This window comes from Roseobacter sp. MH60115, assembly GCF_015644665.1.
Taxonomy (GTDB): domain Bacteria; phylum Pseudomonadota; class Alphaproteobacteria; order Rhodobacterales; family Rhodobacteraceae; genus Roseobacter.
Genome location: NZ_JADOBQ010000004.1, coordinates 455,006 through 472,814, shown reverse-complemented (window position 1 = coordinate 472,814; position 17,809 = coordinate 455,006). Strand labels below are relative to the sequence as shown.

16 protein-coding genes, 1 tRNA gene and 2 pseudogenes are annotated in these 17,809 nt (G+C 60.8%); 5 read left to right on the top strand and 14 right to left on the bottom strand.

Annotation, left to right across the window (positions count from 1 at the left end):
- Window positions 1-23: 23 nt before the first annotated feature.
- Complete coding sequence (locus ISX84_RS15370) at window positions 24-1,457, bottom strand: NAD(P)-dependent oxidoreductase (protein WP_195821255.1); 1,434 nt, start codon at window positions 1,455-1,457, stop codon at window positions 24-26.
- Between the two features lie 222 nt (window positions 1,458-1,679).
- On the opposite strand from ISX84_RS15370, the gene ISX84_RS15365 reads away from it, so the two are divergent.
- Entirely contained in the window at window positions 1,680-2,483 is an 804-nt protein-coding gene (locus ISX84_RS15365; RefSeq protein WP_195821254.1) for an undecaprenyl-diphosphate phosphatase, read from the top strand.
- Here ISX84_RS15365 and ISX84_RS15360 read toward each other — a convergent pair.
- Window positions 2,480-3,463 (bottom strand): complex I NDUFA9 subunit family protein, encoded by a 984-nt coding sequence (locus tag ISX84_RS15360; RefSeq protein ID WP_195821253.1) that lies wholly within the window; start codon window positions 3,461-3,463, stop codon window positions 2,480-2,482. The two genes, ISX84_RS15365 and ISX84_RS15360, sit on opposite strands and share 4 nt — an antisense overlap.
- A gap of 221 nt (window positions 3,464-3,684) precedes the next feature.
- Between ISX84_RS15360 and ISX84_RS15355 the strand changes: the two genes are divergently transcribed.
- Window positions 3,685-3,770, top strand: a tRNA-Leu gene (locus ISX84_RS15355).
- Between the two features lie 586 nt (window positions 3,771-4,356).
- Window positions 4,357-4,662: pseudogene (locus ISX84_RS15350) on the top strand (integrase core domain-containing protein); the annotation flags it as partial.
- 7 nt (window positions 4,663-4,669) lie between these two features.
- On the opposite strand, the pseudogene ISX84_RS15345 reads toward ISX84_RS15350, so the two are convergent.
- Window positions 4,670-4,876 (bottom strand): annotated as a pseudogene (locus ISX84_RS15345) (transposase); the annotation flags it as partial.
- 447 nt (window positions 4,877-5,323) lie between these two features.
- Window positions 5,324-6,250, bottom strand: a complete 927-nt coding sequence (locus tag ISX84_RS15340) for a 3-keto-5-aminohexanoate cleavage protein (RefSeq protein WP_326838745.1) — start codon at window positions 6,248-6,250, stop codon at window positions 5,324-5,326.
- 381 nt (window positions 6,251-6,631) lie between these two features.
- On the opposite strand from ISX84_RS15340, the gene yghU reads away from it, so the two are divergent.
- Complete coding sequence (gene yghU / locus ISX84_RS15335) at window positions 6,632-7,504, top strand: glutathione-dependent disulfide-bond oxidoreductase (protein WP_195821251.1); 873 nt, start codon at window positions 6,632-6,634, stop codon at window positions 7,502-7,504.
- A 33-nt stretch (window positions 7,505-7,537) separates the two neighbouring features.
- Here yghU and ISX84_RS15330 read toward each other — a convergent pair whose 3' ends face one another.
- The 8 genes from ISX84_RS15330 to ISX84_RS15295 all read right to left on the bottom strand — a co-directional run bounded on the left by ISX84_RS15330 (window position 7,538) and on the right by ISX84_RS15295 (window position 15,453).
- Window positions 7,538-9,223 carry an ABC transporter permease gene (locus ISX84_RS15330; protein ID WP_195821250.1) on the bottom strand — a complete coding sequence of 562 codons (1,686 nt, stop codon included), beginning with the start codon at window positions 9,221-9,223 and terminating at the stop codon, window positions 7,538-7,540.
- A gap of 20 nt (window positions 9,224-9,243) precedes the next feature.
- Window positions 9,244-10,113 (bottom strand): alpha/beta fold hydrolase, encoded by an 870-nt coding sequence (locus tag ISX84_RS15325; protein ID WP_195821249.1) that lies wholly within the window; start codon window positions 10,111-10,113, stop codon window positions 9,244-9,246.
- Window positions 10,114-10,124: 11 nt separating this feature from the next.
- Entirely contained in the window at window positions 10,125-11,324 is a 1,200-nt protein-coding gene (locus tag ISX84_RS15320; RefSeq protein WP_195821248.1) for a phenylacetate--CoA ligase family protein, read from the bottom strand.
- Window position 11,325: 1 nt separating this feature from the next.
- Window positions 11,326-11,709 carry a cupin domain-containing protein gene (locus tag ISX84_RS15315; RefSeq protein ID WP_195821247.1) on the bottom strand — a complete coding sequence of 128 codons (384 nt, stop codon included), beginning with the start codon at window positions 11,707-11,709 and terminating at the stop codon, window positions 11,326-11,328.
- A gap of 18 nt (window positions 11,710-11,727) precedes the next feature.
- A complete protein-coding gene (locus ISX84_RS15310) occupies window positions 11,728-12,564 on the bottom strand; it encodes an ABC transporter ATP-binding protein (RefSeq protein ID WP_195821246.1) in 837 nt (278 codons plus the stop codon).
- Between the two features lie 60 nt (window positions 12,565-12,624).
- A complete protein-coding gene (locus tag ISX84_RS15305) occupies window positions 12,625-13,908 on the bottom strand; it encodes an ABC transporter substrate-binding protein (RefSeq protein ID WP_195821245.1) in 1,284 nt (427 codons plus the stop codon).
- Window positions 13,909-14,010: 102 nt separating this feature from the next.
- The gene (locus tag ISX84_RS15300; protein ID WP_195821244.1) at window positions 14,011-15,087 is read right to left on the bottom strand and encodes a branched-chain amino acid ABC transporter permease; all 1,077 of its coding nucleotides are present in this window, start codon (window positions 15,085-15,087) and stop codon (window positions 14,011-14,013) included.
- Entirely contained in the window at window positions 15,088-15,453 is a 366-nt protein-coding gene (locus tag ISX84_RS15295) for a GFA family protein (RefSeq protein ID WP_195821331.1), read from the bottom strand. It abuts the gene before it with no gap.
- Between the two features lie 165 nt (window positions 15,454-15,618).
- Between ISX84_RS15295 and ISX84_RS15290 the strand changes: the two genes are divergently transcribed.
- Entirely contained in the window at window positions 15,619-15,957 is a 339-nt protein-coding gene (locus tag ISX84_RS15290; RefSeq protein ID WP_195821243.1) for an SHOCT domain-containing protein, read from the top strand.
- Between the two features lie 114 nt (window positions 15,958-16,071).
- Here the strand turns inward: ISX84_RS15290 and ISX84_RS15285 are convergent, their stop codons facing one another.
- The gene (locus ISX84_RS15285) at window positions 16,072-17,061 is read right to left on the bottom strand and encodes a branched-chain amino acid ABC transporter permease (protein ID WP_195821242.1); all 990 of its coding nucleotides are present in this window, start codon (window positions 17,059-17,061) and stop codon (window positions 16,072-16,074) included.
- On the bottom strand, window positions 17,061-17,663 hold the full coding sequence (locus tag ISX84_RS15280) for a hypothetical protein (RefSeq protein WP_195821241.1): 603 nt from the start codon (window positions 17,661-17,663) through the stop codon (window positions 17,061-17,063). Before ISX84_RS15280 ends, ISX84_RS15285 begins: the two co-directional genes overlap by 1 nt.
- Window positions 17,664-17,809: the final 146 nt, after the last annotated feature.

Here is a 17,809-nt window from a genome sequence, read left to right as displayed (position 1 = left end):
ATACCGACAGGGCACAGATGGGGTTATTCGGCGGCCATCACCGACGCATCGCCAAGCCGTTTCAGGATCGCCTCGGCACAGTCGCGCCCGTCGCGGATGGCCCAAACGACGAGGCTCGCGCCCCGTACGATGTCGCCCACCGCATAGACACCGTCGAGGTCCGTGGCACCCGTCGTGAACGCCGCCTTGATCGTACCCCAGCGCGTGACCGGCAGCTCCGGCTGGTCCCAAAGGGTGGGCAGCGCCTCCGGCTCAAAGCCCAGCGCCATGATCACCAGATCGGCGTCTTCCACGTAATCCGCGCCCTCGATCACCTCGGGGGCCTGCCGCCCCGTCGCATCGGGCGCGCCAAGGCGCATTTTCTGCACCATCACGCCCGTGACCGGATCACCCACAAAACCTTTGGGCGCGGAGAGCCATTCGAAGATCACGCCTTCTTCCTCGGCATTCTGCACCTCGCGCTGCGAACCCGGCATATTCGCCCGGTCACGGCGATAGAGGCATTTGACGGACGTCGCGCCCTGCCGGACGGAGGTGCGCACACAGTCCATCGCGGTGTCGCCGCCGCCGATGACCACAACGCGTTTGCCTTCGGCATTCAGCGCCCCGGAATCGAACTCCGGCACCGCGTCGCCAAAGCTCTTGCGGTTGCTGGCCGTCAGGAAATCAATCGCCCGTACAAGGCCGGTCGCGCCTACGCCCGGCGCCTCGATTTCCCTTGATTTATAGACACCTGTGGCAATGACCACCGCGTCATGGCGGCTGCGCAGCTCGTCGAAGCTGATGTCCTCGCCCACATTGGTGTTGAGCTCGAAAGTGACGCCGCCCTGCGCCAGCTGATCGTTCCGGCGCATGACCACGTCTTTCTCCAGCTTGAAGCCCGGGATGCCATAGGTCAGCAACCCGCCCGCCCGGTCATAGCGGTCATAGACGGTCACCTGCACGCCCGCACGGCGCAGCACGTCCGCCGCGGCCAGCCCGCCAGGGCCCGCACCAATGATGCCCACACTCTCGCTGCGTTCGGCCCGCGGCGCGATGGGCTGCACCCAGCCCTGCTCCCACGCCGTGTCGGTGATGTATTTCTCCACCGCACCGATGGTCACGGTGCCGTGGCCCGATTGTTCGATCACGCAGTTGCCTTCGCACAGCCGGTCCTGCGGGCAAATCCGGCCACAAATCTCCGGGAAGGTGTTTGTCGCCTGGCTGACCTCATAGGCTTCCTGCAAGCGGCCCTCGGCGGTCAGTTTCAGCCAGTCGGGGATGTTGTTGTGCAAAGGGCAGTGACTCTGACAGTAGGGCACACCGCACTGCGAGCAGCGGCTCGACTGCTCCTGCGCCTTGGCTTCGGCGTACTCCGCATAAATCTCGTTGAAGTCTTCACGACGCAGGTCAGCAGCACGCTTTTCCGGCATGTCCCGCTCAACAGTCACGAATTTCAACATAGGTTGCTCAGCCATCGCCCGCTTCCTCCACCAAGTTCCCGGACTCGCACGCATACGCGAACTCAAATGGGAAATAAAGTCAGTGCAGCTTACCTATATTAGATTATTTTTGCCGGCCACAACAAATTTAGCCGCTCGGAGCAAAAAATTAGATCCGATTCGGTCCTTTATTGGTGCTTTCCATTTGATTCTCTCGCTTTATACCACAGGTGACGACCGACAGCCCCGGATTGGTTCATGACGCTCTTCCATCTCTTCCTGGTCGCCGCCATTCAGGGCCTGACCGAATTCCTGCCGGTCAGCTCTTCGGGGCATCTGGTCTTGCTGCCAGCGATCACCGGCGGACCGGATCAGGGTCTGGCCATTGATGTAGCCGTGCATGTTGGCACGCTTTTCGCGGTCGTGCTCTATTTCTGGGCGGATGTTAGGATTGCCCTGCAAGGGAGCCTGCGCCTGATCCGCGGACGTGTCGATACCCAAGGCGCGTTCCTCTCGCTATGTCTTGTAGTCGCAACAATCCCGGTCGTCATTGTTGGCGCGGTGATCAAGCTCACTGGGCTTGATGAGATGCTGCGCTCTGTCGCAGTGATCGGCTGGACGATGTTGGGATTCGGCCTGGTCCTATACTGGGCAGACAAAACCGGCACACATGATCGTACGGCGGCTGATTGGCGGCTCAAGGATGCGGTAACGATGGGTTTGGCCCAGGTGCTGGCCCTGATCCCCGGCACATCCAGATCCGGCATCACGATCACTGCCGCCCGGAGACTTGGTTACGATCGCGAAGGGTCCGCCAAGCTGGCGATGCTGATGTCGATACCGACCATCGCGGCCTCAGGCCTGCTGCTCGGCGTCGATGTTATCCAGGAGGCTGATTGGGCGGTTGCGCGCGATGGTCTGATTGCGGCTGCCTTCGCCTTTGTCTCGGCGCTTTTGGCGCTGGCCCTGATGATGCGGTTGCTGCGCAGCGTCAGTTTCACACCATATGTGATCTACCGGGTCATCCTTGGCATCGTTTTGCTGATCTACGCCTACAGTTAGGTGCGCAGGTTCTTCGCGGACTCCTTGATCGCATCATACTGACCCGACGGACGGAAACGCCACAGGTAATCCGGCAAAACCGAGGTCATCGCTATCGGCGATATTCCCAGATCGGCAAAGGTCTTGACGTCTTCGCCGACCACATTGTCATTTGCCAGGTTGCGCACCTGATCCCGCGTGATCATCGAATTGGTGAACAACCCCAGCGTCACGGTCTGCAACATGTCAAACCCGAACGCCATGATGCGCGCGACAAAGAACGGAATGTTCAGCACCAGTCGGCGCCGGTGAATGACCTCCAGCATCTGCTGCATCAACGCGCGGAAGCTTGCGACATCCGGGCCACCAAGCTCATAGATGCCAGCAGGCGCGTGACCGGTCAGCGCCAGTTCCGCCGCCTTGGCGACATCGTCAACATAGACCGGCTGGAACTTGGTCTCCGCGCCGACGACAGGCAGGACCGGGCCGAAACGGCTCATCGACGCAAAGCGGTTAAAGAACTGATCTTCCGCACCGAAAACAATGGAAGGCCGCAGGATAACGGCCTCGGGCATATGCGCGAGAACACCCGCCTCTCCTTCGGCTTTCGTTCGCGCATAGTCACTGTCGGAATCGGCATCCGCTCCGATGGCCGAGACGTGCACCAGCCGGGCAACGCCTTGGGCTGCCGCGATACGCGCCACACGCTCAGCGCCTTCCGCCTGCACAGTGTCAAATTGGTTCTTGCCGCTCTCCGCAAGAATACCCACGCAGTTCACGACGGCATCCGCGCCGGCCATGACCGCCTGCACCGATGCATCATCGCGGATGTTGCAGAGCACTGGCTCGACTTGCCCCACAACACCGTAGGGTTTGACGAAGATCGCCTCGTTCGGTCGCCGTACGGCCACGCGCACACGCCAGCCCGCCTTGGCCATCCGTCGCGCGATGTAACGCCCGACAAAGCCAGACCCCCCGTAGATCGTGACCAGTTTCGACATGGTAAGCCTTTCTCAACGCCGTCTATGATGGATGTACCCCCGCGCACCCTTCGAAACAAGGCGCAAATCGGCGCATGGTGGCCGATCCCGACGTAGGCCGATGTTGCATGCGCGGCCAGTGAATACCGCTCCGATGATTGGATGCGGTTGACGCGGAGCAATCGCTAATTTTCGTTTGACACCCCCGCGCCATAGGCTTAAACGCAGGCTCCACGACACCTGCCCAGGTGGCGGAATGGTAGACGCGCTAGCTTCAGGTGCTAGTGTCCGTATGGACGTGGAGGTTCGAGTCCTCTCCTGGGCACCAAAATATGCATCAACTCATTGATTTTTAAATAAAAACCTCATAGGCGCGCACTCTTTCCCCCGAGTGTTCCCCTGAATTGCTAGCGCTTTAGTTGCTGAGGCTGCTAGGTATTTGGGCATTTTGATCACTCGCTTTTCGTTGTCTGGCTTGCGAGTAAGTGTAAAGAGCGCAGCCCACAGGCTGACTAGCTTAAATCATCCGATTTCTGGCATTCACCCAATTCAATGTCGTCAGCGTCCTCCTTCGCGCTCTGTAGCACCCGGCATCAGCTTTTCCGCTCGCGCAGCACATCGTTCCACGTCTTGCCATCAGGTGCGACCATCAATGATACTTTCCAACCCAAACGGCGCGCCTTAACGGAAAGGCTTTTGGCAAGACTGCGCGCCTGCCGAGTAGATACTGATGAGACCATGAGCTATGAACACCACATTCAGGTGAACCCAGAGTATCTGGAAGGCCCTGAACAGACCCAAGCAGTGAAGCTTTGATTTGGCTTCGCCATAAAGACCAGAGACGAGGGAACCACCCTAGAGTGCACCCTAATAATCTCTCTCTTCCTTGGGTCTCCCAAGGTGGCAAGACCCCCTATCCCTGCATAGTGGTCTCAGACAACGGGACTGAGCTGACCAGCAACGCGATGCTCAAGTGGCAAGAGGATCGCAAAGTCGGCTGGCACTATATCGCGCCCGGCAACCCCATGCAGAACGGTTTCGAGGAAAGCTTAACCGGAAGGATGCACGAGGAATGCCTGAATGAACACCTGTTCCCGTCTCTGCGCCATGCCTGCCACATAATCGCGGCATGGCGCAGAGACGACAACTACACCCGGCCTCACTCCAGCCTCGCTGGCCTGACGCCACACGAATATGCTAACCGGTCGAGGGAAGACTAAAACCTGAACAGAGCCGCCGTGCCGACCGGATGCCGAAAAAGTATCCAACAAGCAACATGCGGATAAGCAGCTAAGGGTCGATAGATGGCCGGCCCGTATGACTGTAGAAATCCGCGAGATGCGCGCGAACGCTGCTGAGATCAACGAAACGATCAATCGATCGCAGCAAGTGATCCTTAGGAACGTGATCTCCCAACGAGAACTCGTAAAACAGCGCTGCCTGTGCTTACTGCCTTGGTCCCATCATGGCTAATCCTCCCGCCCGTTGAGCCGATTGAACCGAGGCCTTGTTCCTCCATCAAGAAAGAGTTTTTCAACGAAATCAGCTCATTTGGGACATTGGCCACATCCTACAAGAAGGTCCGGTTTTCCGTTCATGTCAGACGCAAGACCTCAAGCTCAAAGCTATCTAGCGTTCTACACGGAGCCGATACCTTTGTGCCAGCATCTCCGGCGAAAGACATGGTGCTGGCGTGCACTTCTAGCTTTGATAAAGCCTTCATGAAGAATACAAAATCAATCCTGTCGATGTTGGTATCTGGGATCAGATATTCCAAAACGCCTCGCGCCTTGAGCTAAAAAGTACTGGCATTTCATATGATGCACATGCCCTCTAAACGATCTTTCCGTACTGTCGGGTGGCAATCCCTTTGGCGCTCCGTCAAGTCCGATCCGTTGAGGGGCGCAGCTTGAGGATATCCCGTGCCTCGTCCGGGGTCGCCGGGCGGCACCCGAGCCCTTCGATAAATCGAATTGCTGCACGTACCTGCTCCGCATTGGAGGTGGCGAGCTCTCCGGGTCCGGACCAGAGTGAATCCTCCAAACCCACACGGACATGGCCCCCTGCTGCGGCGACGGTGGCCGCCACGCGCATCTGATGCGCGCCTGCGCCCAGCGCCGACCAAACCAGATCATCACCGAAAAGCCGCACGGCGGTGCGCCGCATGTGAGAGATGTCATCCACATGCGCACCGATCCCGCCCAGCAGGCCAAACACAGTTTGCACGAAGAACGGAGGCTCCACCGCGCCCTGATCCGCAAAATGCGCAAGATTGTAGAGGTGGGCGGTATCATAACATTCAAACTCAAAACGCGTGCCGCCTGCGCGACAGGTTTCCAGCACGTAGGCGATGTCCTTGTAGCTGTTGCGAAACACCAGATCGCGCGAGCCTTCAAGGTGATCATTTTCCCACCCAGGCATTTGCGGGTGACGTTTGAGCATCGGGAAGAGCCCCATGTTCATCGACCCCATGTTGAGCGACGCCAGTTGCGGCGCGAAGTGAGCCGCAGGTTGCAAGCGTTCCTCCACCGTCATGTACGGGCTGCCACCGGTGGTGAGATTGAGCACCGCATCCGTTTGCGCAGCGATATGCGGCACGATGCGACCAAAACCCGCGACACTCTGATCCGGCTTGCCGGTGGCATCGTCTCGCGCGTGCAGATGCAGGATTGCCGCTCCGGCCTCGGCGGCCTCTACGGCGGAGGCGACAATCGCCTCGGACGTTGCGGGTAAATGCGGCGACATGGAGGGGGTATGGATCGCGCCGGTGATGGCACAGGTGATGATAACGGGACGTCTTTGGGCCACGGTGCTCTCCTGACTGGGTATCGGCCCCGTCGTCCTCTTGGATGGGGGCATGCAAGATCGGCAAGGTGATGGCCCATATGGCCGCCTGCCGACAGTGGTCCGAGAGTGCATCCTTGGGCATCCCGGTCAAGCCCGACGAGGGCGGGTAGCACGTCTCGCAGTCCCGTTGCCGTTTCCTCCGGGTCCAAGAACTTCTTACCGGAAGGCCGGAAAAAACACCGCATGCGCGATCCGGGCTTGACACGTCGTCCTGCCGCCCGACACCAACACCCGAAGAGACGGCACAAAGATATGTGACCGCTTACTCTGGCGTCTGCCCTTGCGCTGGATATTATCCGCAATACGTCAGTCCGACATAACTTTGATCAAGAGGCATCTCCCATGAGCGACACGGAAACCTACACCCCCCCAAAGGTTTGGACATGGGAGCAGGAAAGCGGCGGCACCTTTGCCAGCATCAACCGCCCCATCGCCGGGGCGACACATGACAAGGCGCTGCCGGTCGGCAAACACCCCCTGCAGCTATACTCCTTGGCCACGCCGAACGGTCAAAAAGTCACCATCATGCTCGAAGAGCTTTTGGCGCTTGGCATCCAGGAGGCGGAATATGACGCCTGGCTGATCCGGATTGGCGATGGCGACCAGTTCAGCAGTGGTTTTGTGGAGATCAACCCGAACTCCAAGATACCTGCGATGTTCGACACGACAACCGGCCTGCGGGTGTTCGAGAGCGCGGCAATCCTCATGTATCTGGCCGAGAAGTTTGACAACGCCTTCCTGCCCACCGCGTTGAAAGCCCGCACCGAGTGCCTGAACTGGCTGTTCTGGCTGCAGGGTTCCGCGCCCTATTTCGGCGGCGGCTTTGGCCATTTCTATGCCTATGCGCCGACCAAGCAGGAGTACCCCATCAACCGATTTGCCATGGAAGCCAAACGCCAGTTGGACGTGCTCGACCGGCATCTGGCGGATCACGAGTATCTGGCGGGAGAGGACTACACGATTGCCGATATGGTCACCTGGCCGTGGTATGGGCGCACCGTGCGCGGCGAGAGTTATGATGCGGGCGAATTCCTGAGCGTGCATGAGTACCACAACGTGATCCGCTGGGAGAAGCAGATCGGCGCTCGCAAGCCCGTTCAGCGCGGGGTCATGGTCAACCGGGTGAACGGTCCCCTGGAGGGCCAGTTGCACGAGCGCCACGACGCCAGCGATTTTGACACCAGAACGCAGGACAAGATCGGCGAGGACGCGTAGATCAGCGCACGGGGTGGTGGCGCAAGCCCCACCCTACCTGTTGCCGCGACGGCTCACCTGGCGGCAGATCAGGATGACCGGCAGGAGACCAATGGCGACAATCACGAGGCTTGGCACAGCCGCGCCTTCGAGCCGTTCGTCCGAGGCCAGACGGTAGGCCTGTACCGCCAGTGTGTCGTAGTTGAAGGGCCGCATGATCAGCGTTGCGGGCAGTTCCTTCATCACATCGACAAAGACGATCAGCAGGGCGGTCAACAGGCTGGGCGCCAGAATAGGCAGGTGCACCCGGCGCAGCGTACCTGCCGGTGTCTGACCCAGCGACCGCGCGGCGGCATCCATATTCGCGGGCACCATTGCCTGCCCGCCTTCGTAAGCACCCAGAGCCGCCGCGAGAAACCGTACCATATAGGCGGCGACGAGCAGCCAGATTGACCCTGTGATCAACAGCCCCGTCGACAGGTCGAACCGGGCCCGCATAAACGCATCAAAGGCGTTGTCGAAAGCTGCGAAGGGGACCATCAGGCCAACAGCAATGACGCCACCCGGCACCGCATATCCCAACCGCGCGACATAAGCCGATCCGTGCGACAGCCGACCAGGCCGCAACCGCTGGAAAAACCCGACGGTGATCGCAGCGACAACAGTACAAACAGCGGCGACGGAGGCGAGCGTCAGGGAGTTCTGGATAAACCCGAGATAGCGCGGACTCAGGAGGTTCTGCTCCGATCCGAGCCCCATGGAAAAGAGAATGACAACCGGCAGCACCGCCCCCAGCGCCACCGGGATGCCGCAGAGGATTGCGGCCATCGCGGCCCGCGGGCCCTTCAAAACAGCGGGCTCCATACGTTGTTGACGACGCGCCGGATCGTGATACTTGGCCCCGCCCCGCTGCGCCCGCTCAAGCAAGGCCAGCAGCAGGGCAAAGCTGAGCAGGCAAAGCGCTAGCTGTGCTGCACCCGCACGGTCGGCGAGGGAAAACCAGCTGGTGTAGATACCGGTCGCAAAGGTCTGCACCCCGAAATAGGCGACCGTGCCAAAATCCGCGATGGTCTCCATGACGGCCAGCAAAACGCCCCCGGCAATCGCGGGTCGGGCAAGCGGCAGGCTGATCTTGAAAAACGCGGCCCAGGCGCTGGCCCCCAGCGCCCGCGCGGCCAGAAACGTCGTGGCACTTTGCTGCAAGAACGCAGCCCGCGCCAGCAGGTAAACATAGGGGTAAAGCACGAGGATCAGCATGACCGCCGCCCCCCCGACAGACCGGATTTCGGGAAACCAGTAGTCCCGTGGCCCCCAGCCGGTCACATCGCGCAGCAGGGTTTGCACGATACCCGGATGATCCAGAATATGCGTGTAGGCATAGGCCAGCACATAGGCCGGGAAGGCAAGCGGCAGCACCAGCGCAATCTCAAAAAGGCGCACGCCGGGAAACCGGGTCATCGTGACCAGCCAGGCGGCCCCTACGCCGAGACAGAACGTCCCAACCGAGACCAAGGCGACAAGCCATATGGTTGTGCCTGCATAGCGGGGCAGCACGGTCTGCATCAAATGAGTGATGGTCTCCGTGCCACCGCTCAGCGCGGCTATGGCGACGGCCAGCATGGGTAAAGCGCAGATGCTTGCAACCATCACGGCACAGCCCGCCAGAACGCGCAATCCGTCCTGCGCCCGGCGACGGGCCGAGGCGGGCAATGCGGTTGAAACGGGCGGTGCGTCGGACATGAGCGCCTTTTTCGACAATTTTAGTCGGAAAGGCCAGAGGCTTTGCCGGGCTCCGCATCGGTCGCATCAAAGAAGGCGCGCACATCGTCAAAGACCGCCGGATGCGTGAGAAACAACAGATGGCCGTGACCAGCATATTCGCGCAGCTGCACGCGCCCCAGTTTCGCGGCATAGGCCTTGGTGGCCTCTCTTGAGAAGACAGGATCCTCAGCCCCGACGAAGAAGGCCAATCGCTGCAGGTTACGCAGCGGTTTCTCCGGTCCCGGCCATCGTCGCAAACCCCGTGCATGGGCGCGCAGCAACCCCCCGTCAGGATAGACCATATGCTCCAATCGTTTCGCTGTGACGGTGCGGGCGGTTTGCATGATATGATCATCTCTCACCCCGCCCCTGCCGACGAGCAGAGTGTGATAGTAGGCGCGCCAGGCCGAGCGCACGCCAATGGACCGGGCCCGCAGCGCAGACGCGCACAGATCCTTTGTCGTGGCCTTCATCGTCGCCCAGCCCCCGGCGTAGGGCAAGGCGGGGGCAATAGCGGCCGTCTTCACGTCATCACCCAACAATGCAGCAGCCGCGACCACAATGGCGCCCCCTGTCGAGAACCCCAGCAAGCAAATGCGTTTCTTGGCGTATCGGCGGGCAAACTCGGCGATATCGTCTGCGGCCTCCGCAATATCCAAGGGCGGCGATAACGCGCGCCCATCCAACCCCGGAAACGGATAGAAAACAGGCTCCCACCCCTGCGCCCGCCAGTCCAGAACGGCATCAAAAATCTCTAGTCGGGTCAACGCACCGGGCACACAGATGACCAGATGCGTCGCACGTTTGACGGCAGTGGCGTCATAGATCAGGGGAGCATGTGCATCAGAGGTATTTTCAGGTTTGCTCATCGCGCACCTCGCTAGTCGTAGCTGCGCTGATCCTCGATTACCAATCCATCCCGGGGCAGGCTACCTGGCGCCATGATTTCCACCGCACCCTTCATTTTCAGCACGTCTACGACGCTGGCCGAAAACACCTCCGCCGATCCGCCGGCGGCTTCGACCTGCACCGTCATCGCATCCTGTGCGCCGTCCCGGCTGGCAATGACGCGCGCCTTCACGATCTCGTCGTGCCGCGCCACCAGCGCCGCTACCTGTTCTGGCCGCACGAACATGCCCTTGATCTTGGTGGTCTGATCGGCGCGGCCCATCCACCCCTTGATGCGCGTGTTGGTGCGTCCGCAGGGGCTTTGGCCCGGCATCACGGCGCTCAGATCTCCCGTGGCGAACCGGATCAGCGGATAGTCCGGGTTCAGCGTGGTGACGACCACCTCACCGACCTCGCCGGGCGCCACAAGATCACCAGTGCCCGGCGTCACGATCTCCACGATCACGCCTTCGTCGAGGATCATGCCCTCCATCGCGGCGCTCTCGTACGCGATATTGCCCAGATCGGCGGTCGCGTAACACTGCAGGCAGCTGATCCCGCGATCCGCATAGTCCTGACGCATGGCGGGGAAGAGCGCGCCGCCGCCCACCGCCGCCTTGGTGATGTTCAGGGTCACGCCCATCTCGGCGGCCTTGTCGAGGATCACCTTGAGATAATCCGGCGTGCCCGCGTAAGCCGTTGTGCCCACCGCTGCCGCCGCCTGCACCTGCAACTCGGTCTGTCCGGTCCCGGCGGGCAACACCAAGGCCCCCACGGCGCGCGCGCCGCTTTCGAAAATCATGCCCGCCGGGGTCAGGTGATAGCCAAAGCAGTTCTGCACGACATCGTCCGCACTAATCCCTGCGGCATGCAGAAAGCGGCCCATGCGCCACCAGTCATGGCTGACCCCGCCGGGCTCGTAAATCGGCCCCGGCGACTGGAACACATGTGCTGCGTTCGCGACGGGGATCCCGCCAAAGGGAGGTTTCTCTTTCTGCCATTGCGCCAGATCGGATTTGCGCAGCACCGGCAGCTTGGGCAGATCGGAAATCGCCGTGACATCCACGTTGTCGAGCAGACATGTGTCCTCTGCCGCGCGGACCCGCGCAATTTGCGCCATCAAAGAGGTGGTCTGCGCTGCCTCGCGCGCATCCGCACTGCGTGTTTCAAGCTCGTCGAAATACGGGGTCATGTCATTCCGCCGCTGTCTGGAAGGGTTCATCCGCACGCACGATATGGGTGGTGACGATCTCCATCGGTGCCGTGCCGAGATTGGTCACACCGCCATGCACCTGACCTTCCGGAAAGAACATCGGCGTCCCGGCAGCAAATTCCACCTCCTTGCCATTCGGCAAGAGCGCCAACCCGCCCACAACAATCACCGCATGCTCGTCCCCGGGATGTGTGTGCAGGGGAATGCGCCCGCCGGGCATCAGCTTGAGCTCGGAGACAATCACCACCGTGCCCTCCGCCCCGCTCAGCGGCTGCTCGTTCAACACGTTGCGCTGCGCCAGGTCCTCCGCCCAACCCGGCAAAGCCAGCATCAGTGTCGCGAAAGTCAAACCCAACTGTCTCATCGCATTTCCCCCAATTTATCAGGACAGCCAGCGCTTGCGCCGGCGGTAGCTGCGCACGTCGCGGAAGGATTTGCGGCCCTCCTCCGACATGCCCAGATAGAATTCCTTCACATCCGGGTTTTCGCGCAGCTCGGCGGCAGGGCCGTCCATGACCACGCGGCCCGATTCCAGAATGTAGCCGTAGTGTGCAAAGCGCAGCGCCACATTGGTGTTCTGCTCAGCCAGCAGGATCGTCACCCCCTGCTCTTCGTTAATCGACTTCACGATCTCGAAAATCTGCTCCACCAGCTGCGGCGCGAGCCCCATGGAGGGCTCATCAAGCAGGATCGTCTCGGGCTTGGACATCAGCGCGCGGCCAATCGCCGTCATCTGCTGCTCTCCGCCTGACGTATAGCCAGCCTGAGACTTCCGCCGCTCTCTCAGGCGCGGGAAATAGCCATAGACCATCTCAAGATCCGCCTGGATCGCCGCATTGCCATCGCGCCGCGTGTAGGCGCCGGTCAGCAGGTTTTCCTCCACCGTGAGGTGCTCAAAACAATGCCGCCCTTCCATGACCTGCACGACCCCGCGCTTGACGGTCTCCGCCGGATCGGCGTGATGAATGTCCTGCCCGTGATACTTGATTGTACCCTTGGTCACCTCGCCCCGCTCGGAGGCCAGAAGCCCCGAGATCGCTTTGAGCGTCGTGGTCTTACCCGCGCCATTGCCGCCCAGAAGCGCGGTGATGCCGCCTTTGGGCACCGCCAGGCTGACGCCTTTGAGGACGAGGATCACGTGATTGTAGATCACCTCGATATTGTTGACGTCCAGCACCGTGTCGGCGCGAATGTCCTGTTCCTTGGCAGCATCCAGCATGGCCAGTGACCTCAGCATAGAGTTGAATGCCCCGGCAGTGGACCTGCCGGGGCAATGGTTTTAGTTACAATTGCTTTCGATGTTGTTCTCCGCCTTGTAGGCAGCGGAATCCTCATCGATCAGCGGCTGGATGACGTCCATGTCCGTCGGTGCAAAGTCCGAAATCGTCACGAACTCGCCCGCTGCCGCATCCCACTGCGTGACGGCCACCAGCCCCTCGCCCCCGTGGTTCTGGCAGGAGACGGAGAAGGTCGGGCCGAAGTTCGGCAGGCCCAGTTCGGTCATCAGCTCTTCAGTGATCACCAGGTTCTCCATCCCATCGCGCATCTGGCCGGAGGTGATATCATCGGTGCCGTGCATCTTCTGCGCCACTTTCACCGCCTCGGCGGCCAGCATGGCGGCATAGATCCCGCGGTTGTAGGGCACGGTGCCGAGCTGATCGCCCGCGCCTGCGGCTTTGCCCGTATCAACCACGTATTGGCGCAGCTCATCGTAGAGCGGGAAGTCGTCGCCCACCGCCGTCAGCGCCAGCGCCTTGTAGCCATTGGCTTTGTCGCCCGCTGGCTGCACGTCGATCTCCGCACCGGACCACCAGATGCCGATGAAATTCTCCATCGGGAACCGGATGTTTGCCGCTTCCTGCACCGCCACCTGGTTCATCACACCCCAGCCATACATGATCACGTTGTCGGGCTTTTCACGGCGGATCTGCAGCCACTGGGATTTTTGCTCCTGACCCGGGTGATCGACCGCCAGCAGGCTCAATTCAAACCCGTGTTTTTCGGAGAGCTTCTCCAGCGTCCGGATCGGCTCTTTGCCGTAGGCGGAGTTGTGATAGACCAGCGCGATTTTCTTGCCGGAGATATCGCCGCCGTTCAGGTCCAGAATATGGTTGATCGCAGCGGATGCGCCGTTCCAATAGTTGGCCGGGTAGTTGAAGACGTGGCTGAAGACATCGCCATTCGCGGCAGACGTCCGGCCATAGCCCATGGAGTGGATCGGGATGTCATCCGCCGTCGCCTTGGGGATCAGCTGATAGGTGATGCCGGTGGAGAGCGGCTGATAGACCAGCGCGCCTTCGCCCTTGGTGCTCTCATAGCACTCCACCCCTTTTTCGGTGTTGTAGCCGGTCTCGCACTCCAGCACGCGAGTCATGACGCCGCCGATGCCGCCGTCACGTTCGTTGAGCAGGGTGAAGTAATCCGCATAGCCATCGGCAAAGGGGATGCCGCCCGCAGCATATGGCCCGGTCCGGTAGCTCAGTGATGGAAAGACAAGATCCGCCATCACGGGACTTGCCGCCATCAGGCCTGCCACGGCCCATGTTCCCAGTTTATAGTTCATCGGTGTTACCTCCCTTGGTTTTTTCTCCGATGTGCCGGTTGTCCGGCGCTGTTGTTGTCTTGTGCAGGGGTGGCCTGAAAGCCCACCCTACCTGTCCGTTGCCTAGTGCGGGAAAGGCCACAGCCGCAGCTTCTCCTTGGCCACCCGCCAGAGCTGCGCCAGCCCATGCGGTTCCGCGATGAGGAAGACGACGATCAAGCCGCCGACGATCACGAGGTTCAGGTGCGCCACGATATCCGTGGGCCAGCCGAGCCAGTCCACGCCGATGATCTTGAGGAGCACCGGCAGCAGCACGAGGAAGGCGGCCCCGGCGAAGGATCCGAAGATTGAGCCCAGACCGCCGATGATGATCATGAAGAGCACCAGAAATGACTTGGTGATCCCGAAGGCCTCGCCCACTTCCACAGCCCCCAGATAGACCGCGAAGAAAAGCGCGCCGGAGATGCCCACGAAGAAGGAGCTCACCGCGAAGGCCGTCAGTTTAGCTTTCAGCGGATTGACCCCGATGATTTCTGCCGCGATGTCCATATCGCGGATCGCCATCCACTGCCGCCCCACGGACCCGCGGGTCAGGTTGCGCGCGACCACCGCCGAAAAAATCGTAAAGATCAGGCAGAACATATAGGTGGCCCAGGCCTCGGTATTGGGCCCGGTGATCAGGATGCCGAAGGTATCCCGCTCGGGCGCGTTGATCTGGCCGGAGGCGGAGTAATTGTAAAACCAGCTCACCTTGTTGAAGAGCCAGACGAGGAAGAACTGCGCCGCCAGCGTCGCCACTGCCAGATAAAACCCCTTGATCCGCAGGGACGGCAGGCCAAAGAGCACACCGACCATGGCCGTGATCCCCCCTGCCAGCAGCACATGGATGAACATGCTGACCTCGGGAAAGCCCGTCATCAGCTTGTAACAGGCATAGGCCCCCACGGCCATGAACCCGCCGGTACCAAGGCTAACCTGCCCGCAATAGCCTACCAGAATGTTCAGCCCGATTGCCGCAATCGCATAGATCAGGAAGGGCATGAAGATCGAATTCACCCAGTAGTCATTGACCATGAATGGGATGACGACCACGGCGACAAACAGCACCGCATAATACCGCCACCGGTCGAATTTGATCGGAAAGGTCTGGCTGTCTTGCGGGTAGGTGGTGCTGAAATCCCCGGCTTCGCGATAGAACATCTAGGTTTTCTCCTTTACGCCGGGATTGTAACTTACACCGTCCAGCCATGGCACCGGGTCGATATCCGCCGGGTTCACGCCCTCGAGACACCCCACGTTCACGCCGAAATCGGTATTGTCGGAGCTGCGACGATGATGCGTATAGCAGCCGCAGACCTTGCAAAAGTAATGCTCGGCGCCGCGCGGTCCGAATTGATAAAGCGTCAGCGCGTCGCCTTTGATCACCTGCAGGTCCGCCTCGCGGACGGAGACATTCATTGCGCCCCGCCGCCGGCAAAAGGAGCAATCGCAGCGCCGCGCATCTTCCAAACCCGCGGCCAGAAAAACACGCAACTCGTTTGCGCCACAATGGCAGGTTACGCGCATGGGGGTCCGGTCGCTCATTGAACCCGCTCTCGCAGGAACCGGGGTTCGGGTGAAACCGCACCTGAACCGGCAGTTGCGTTAACCAGGTCACAGTCTTTCACATTTTTTCCCAATTTCGCCCCATTTGCCCTGCCACACCCGTGGATGGGGGCAGGAGTGGGACTGATGACGGCCATCCTGAAAGATCTGCGCGAGCTGGACGCCCGTCTGGCGCGCGGCGAGATTACGGACGTTGAGTATACAGAGCAGCGGGCGCTGCTGATCGACAGTGTCGATGTCGTCGAAACCGAATTCCTCGGGACCGAGACGCCTGCCGCACCGCCAGAGAAACGTCTTTCCGGCTCCATGACGTGGGGCTTTGGGATCGTCATTTGCCTCGGTGTTGTGGGCGTTTGCCTGTGCTTTGCCATGCTGGTGTTCGGCGACATGAACCTGGCGCTCACGCTGGGCGTTACCATTCTTGCGGCACTGACGGTCGCCCTGTTCCGCTCGCTGGAAGAGTGACGCGTATCCCGATACCGCCGGCCCTCGGCATCAACGGCAACGGCCCGCCAGCAAACTGGGCTCCGCCCTTTGACGGGCTCAAAACCTCCCCCGGAGGTTTTTGCAAGACGCCCGTCAAACCCGTTCAATGATCTTCTCCCCGAAGAGGCCCTGCGGGCGGAATACCAGGAACAGCAGCGCCAGCATGTAGGCGAACCAATTCTCCGTCGCCCCGCCGAGGTAAGGCGCGCCGATCAGGAATTCGAAAAGCTTCTCCCCCACGCCGATGATCAGCCCGCCGATGATCGCACCGGGGATCGAGGTGAAGCCACCCAGCATCAGCACCGGCAAAGCCTTCAGGGCAATCAGCGACAGCGAGAACTGTACGCCCGATTTCGCGCCCCACATGATGCCCGCCACCAGCGCTACGAAGCCCGCCAGCGACCACACCAGAATCCAGATGAAATTCAGCGACACGCCCACCGACAGCGCCGCCTGGTGGTCATCGGCCACCGCCCGCATCGCGCGCCCCTGCTTGGTGTACTGCGCAAACAGCACCAGCGCCGCGACCAGAATGATCGCCACAACGCTCGCCACGATGTCCAGATTGTCGATGAAGAATCCATAACCGAACCAGCCGAAGGTGACCTCGTCGATGGTCTCGTTGATGCCCTGCGGCAGGCCCACATCCAGCGTCTTGATGTCGGAGCCCCACATCAGATCGCCTACGCCTTCAAGGAAATACGCAAGCCCAATGGTGGCCATGAACAGGATGATGGGCTCCTGCCCCACGAGATACCTGAAGATGAACCGCTGCACCATCCAGGCCAGCAGAACCATCACCGCGATGGTCAGCAGGATCGCCGCCAGGGCGGGCACGTTCCAGCCGAAATAGTGGATCTCCGTACCAAAAATCGCGTTGATCAGATGGGCAAACGGCACCTGCCCGTTCATGACCCCGTAAAGGGTCATGGCCGCAAACAGCGCCATGACCCCCTGCGCAAAGTTGAAAATGCCGCTGGCCTTGTAGATCAGAACGAAGCCCAAGGCGACGAGCGCATAAAGCACCCCCGCCATGAGCCCGTTGAGAAATACCTCGATGGTAAAGGCCAGCTGTTCCGGCATCAGTTTGCTCCTTGCCCCAGCAGAAGCCGCGTGTGTTCGCGCTCCGGCTGATACGAGACTTTGAGCCGGGTCAGACCCGCCTCGCTCAGGTTCCAGTTCAAGGTGATCTCGGTGACCCGCCCGTCTTCACGGGGGGCTGCCAGGAACACCGCCGCATAGGCGCGCGGCATCTCGCGTTTCGAGACCGGCTCGAACGGAGCGGTGGCCGCAAACTGCGCCCCTTCCCCCCCACGCCAGTCGCGGTAGGCGATCAGCAGGTCCGAATACTGCATCCCCGTCATCAGCAATTCGCACGACGGGTACTCATCACCGTAGACCACAGCCACCTGCGGGTTCGGCGTCGTCAGATAGCCCAGCGTGACCTGCGTCAGCTCGCTCGCGGCGAACCGCGCCCGCGCCCCACTGGGAATTTCGCGCAAGGTAGACCGGTCCAGTGAGGACGGGTCTTCCAGATAGGCCGCGCAATAGGATTGATAGACGGCGCAGGTTTCCTGCATCGCCGGGCTTGGCTCTGCGCAGAACTGCGGTGCCGCATCGGCTTTTGAGCCTGTGAACACTACTCCAGACAGGGCGAAAGCGCCCAATAACCACCACTTACTCATATGTACCCTCCAAACGGTATCCATTGTCCGTCTGCTCTGTGACACCGACCCAGGCGGGTCGGCATGGCATGAAGGACAAGATCGCCGGCAGACAAAGCGGGTTCTTGCCCATTTTGCCTTGGTACCACGGAAACAATCCGCCGATG

Bases quoted from the DNA above. Each gene is read 5' to 3' on its own strand.
- ISX84_RS15370 (WP_195821255.1), bottom strand. From the start codon at position 1,457: ATGGCTGAGCAACCTATGTTGAAATTCGTGACTGTTGAGCGGGACATG.
- ISX84_RS15365 (WP_195821254.1), top strand. From the start codon at position 1,680: ATGACGCTCTTCCATCTCTTCCTGGTCGCCGCCATTCAGGGCCTGACC.
- ISX84_RS15360 (WP_195821253.1), bottom strand. From the start codon at position 3,463: ATGTCGAAACTGGTCACGATCTACGGGGGGTCTGGCTTTGTCGGGCGT.
- yghU (WP_195821251.1), top strand. From the start codon at position 6,632: ATGAGCGACACGGAAACCTACACCCCCCCAAAGGTTTGGACATGGGAG.
- ISX84_RS15330 (WP_195821250.1), bottom strand. From the start codon at position 9,223: ATGTCCGACGCACCGCCCGTTTCAACCGCATTGCCCGCCTCGGCCCGT.
- ISX84_RS15325 (WP_195821249.1), bottom strand. From the start codon at position 10,113: ATGAGCAAACCTGAAAATACCTCTGATGCACATGCTCCCCTGATCTAT.
- ISX84_RS15320 (WP_195821248.1), bottom strand. From the start codon at position 11,324: ATGACCCCGTATTTCGACGAGCTTGAAACACGCAGTGCGGATGCGCGC.
- ISX84_RS15315 (WP_195821247.1), bottom strand. From the start codon at position 11,709: ATGAGACAGTTGGGTTTGACTTTCGCGACACTGATGCTGGCTTTGCCG.
- ISX84_RS15310 (WP_195821246.1), bottom strand. From the start codon at position 12,564: ATGCTGGATGCTGCCAAGGAACAGGACATTCGCGCCGACACGGTGCTG.
- ISX84_RS15305 (WP_195821245.1), bottom strand. From the start codon at position 13,908: ATGAACTATAAACTGGGAACATGGGCCGTGGCAGGCCTGATGGCGGCA.
- ISX84_RS15300 (WP_195821244.1), bottom strand. From the start codon at position 15,087: ATGTTCTATCGCGAAGCCGGGGATTTCAGCACCACCTACCCGCAAGAC.
- ISX84_RS15295 (WP_195821331.1), bottom strand. From the start codon at position 15,453: ATGCGCGTAACCTGCCATTGTGGCGCAAACGAGTTGCGTGTTTTTCTG.
- ISX84_RS15290 (WP_195821243.1), top strand. From the start codon at position 15,619: ATGACGGCCATCCTGAAAGATCTGCGCGAGCTGGACGCCCGTCTGGCG.
- ISX84_RS15285 (WP_195821242.1), bottom strand. From the start codon at position 17,061: ATGCCGGAACAGCTGGCCTTTACCATCGAGGTATTTCTCAACGGGCTC.
- ISX84_RS15280 (WP_195821241.1), bottom strand. From the start codon at position 17,663: ATGAGTAAGTGGTGGTTATTGGGCGCTTTCGCCCTGTCTGGAGTAGTG.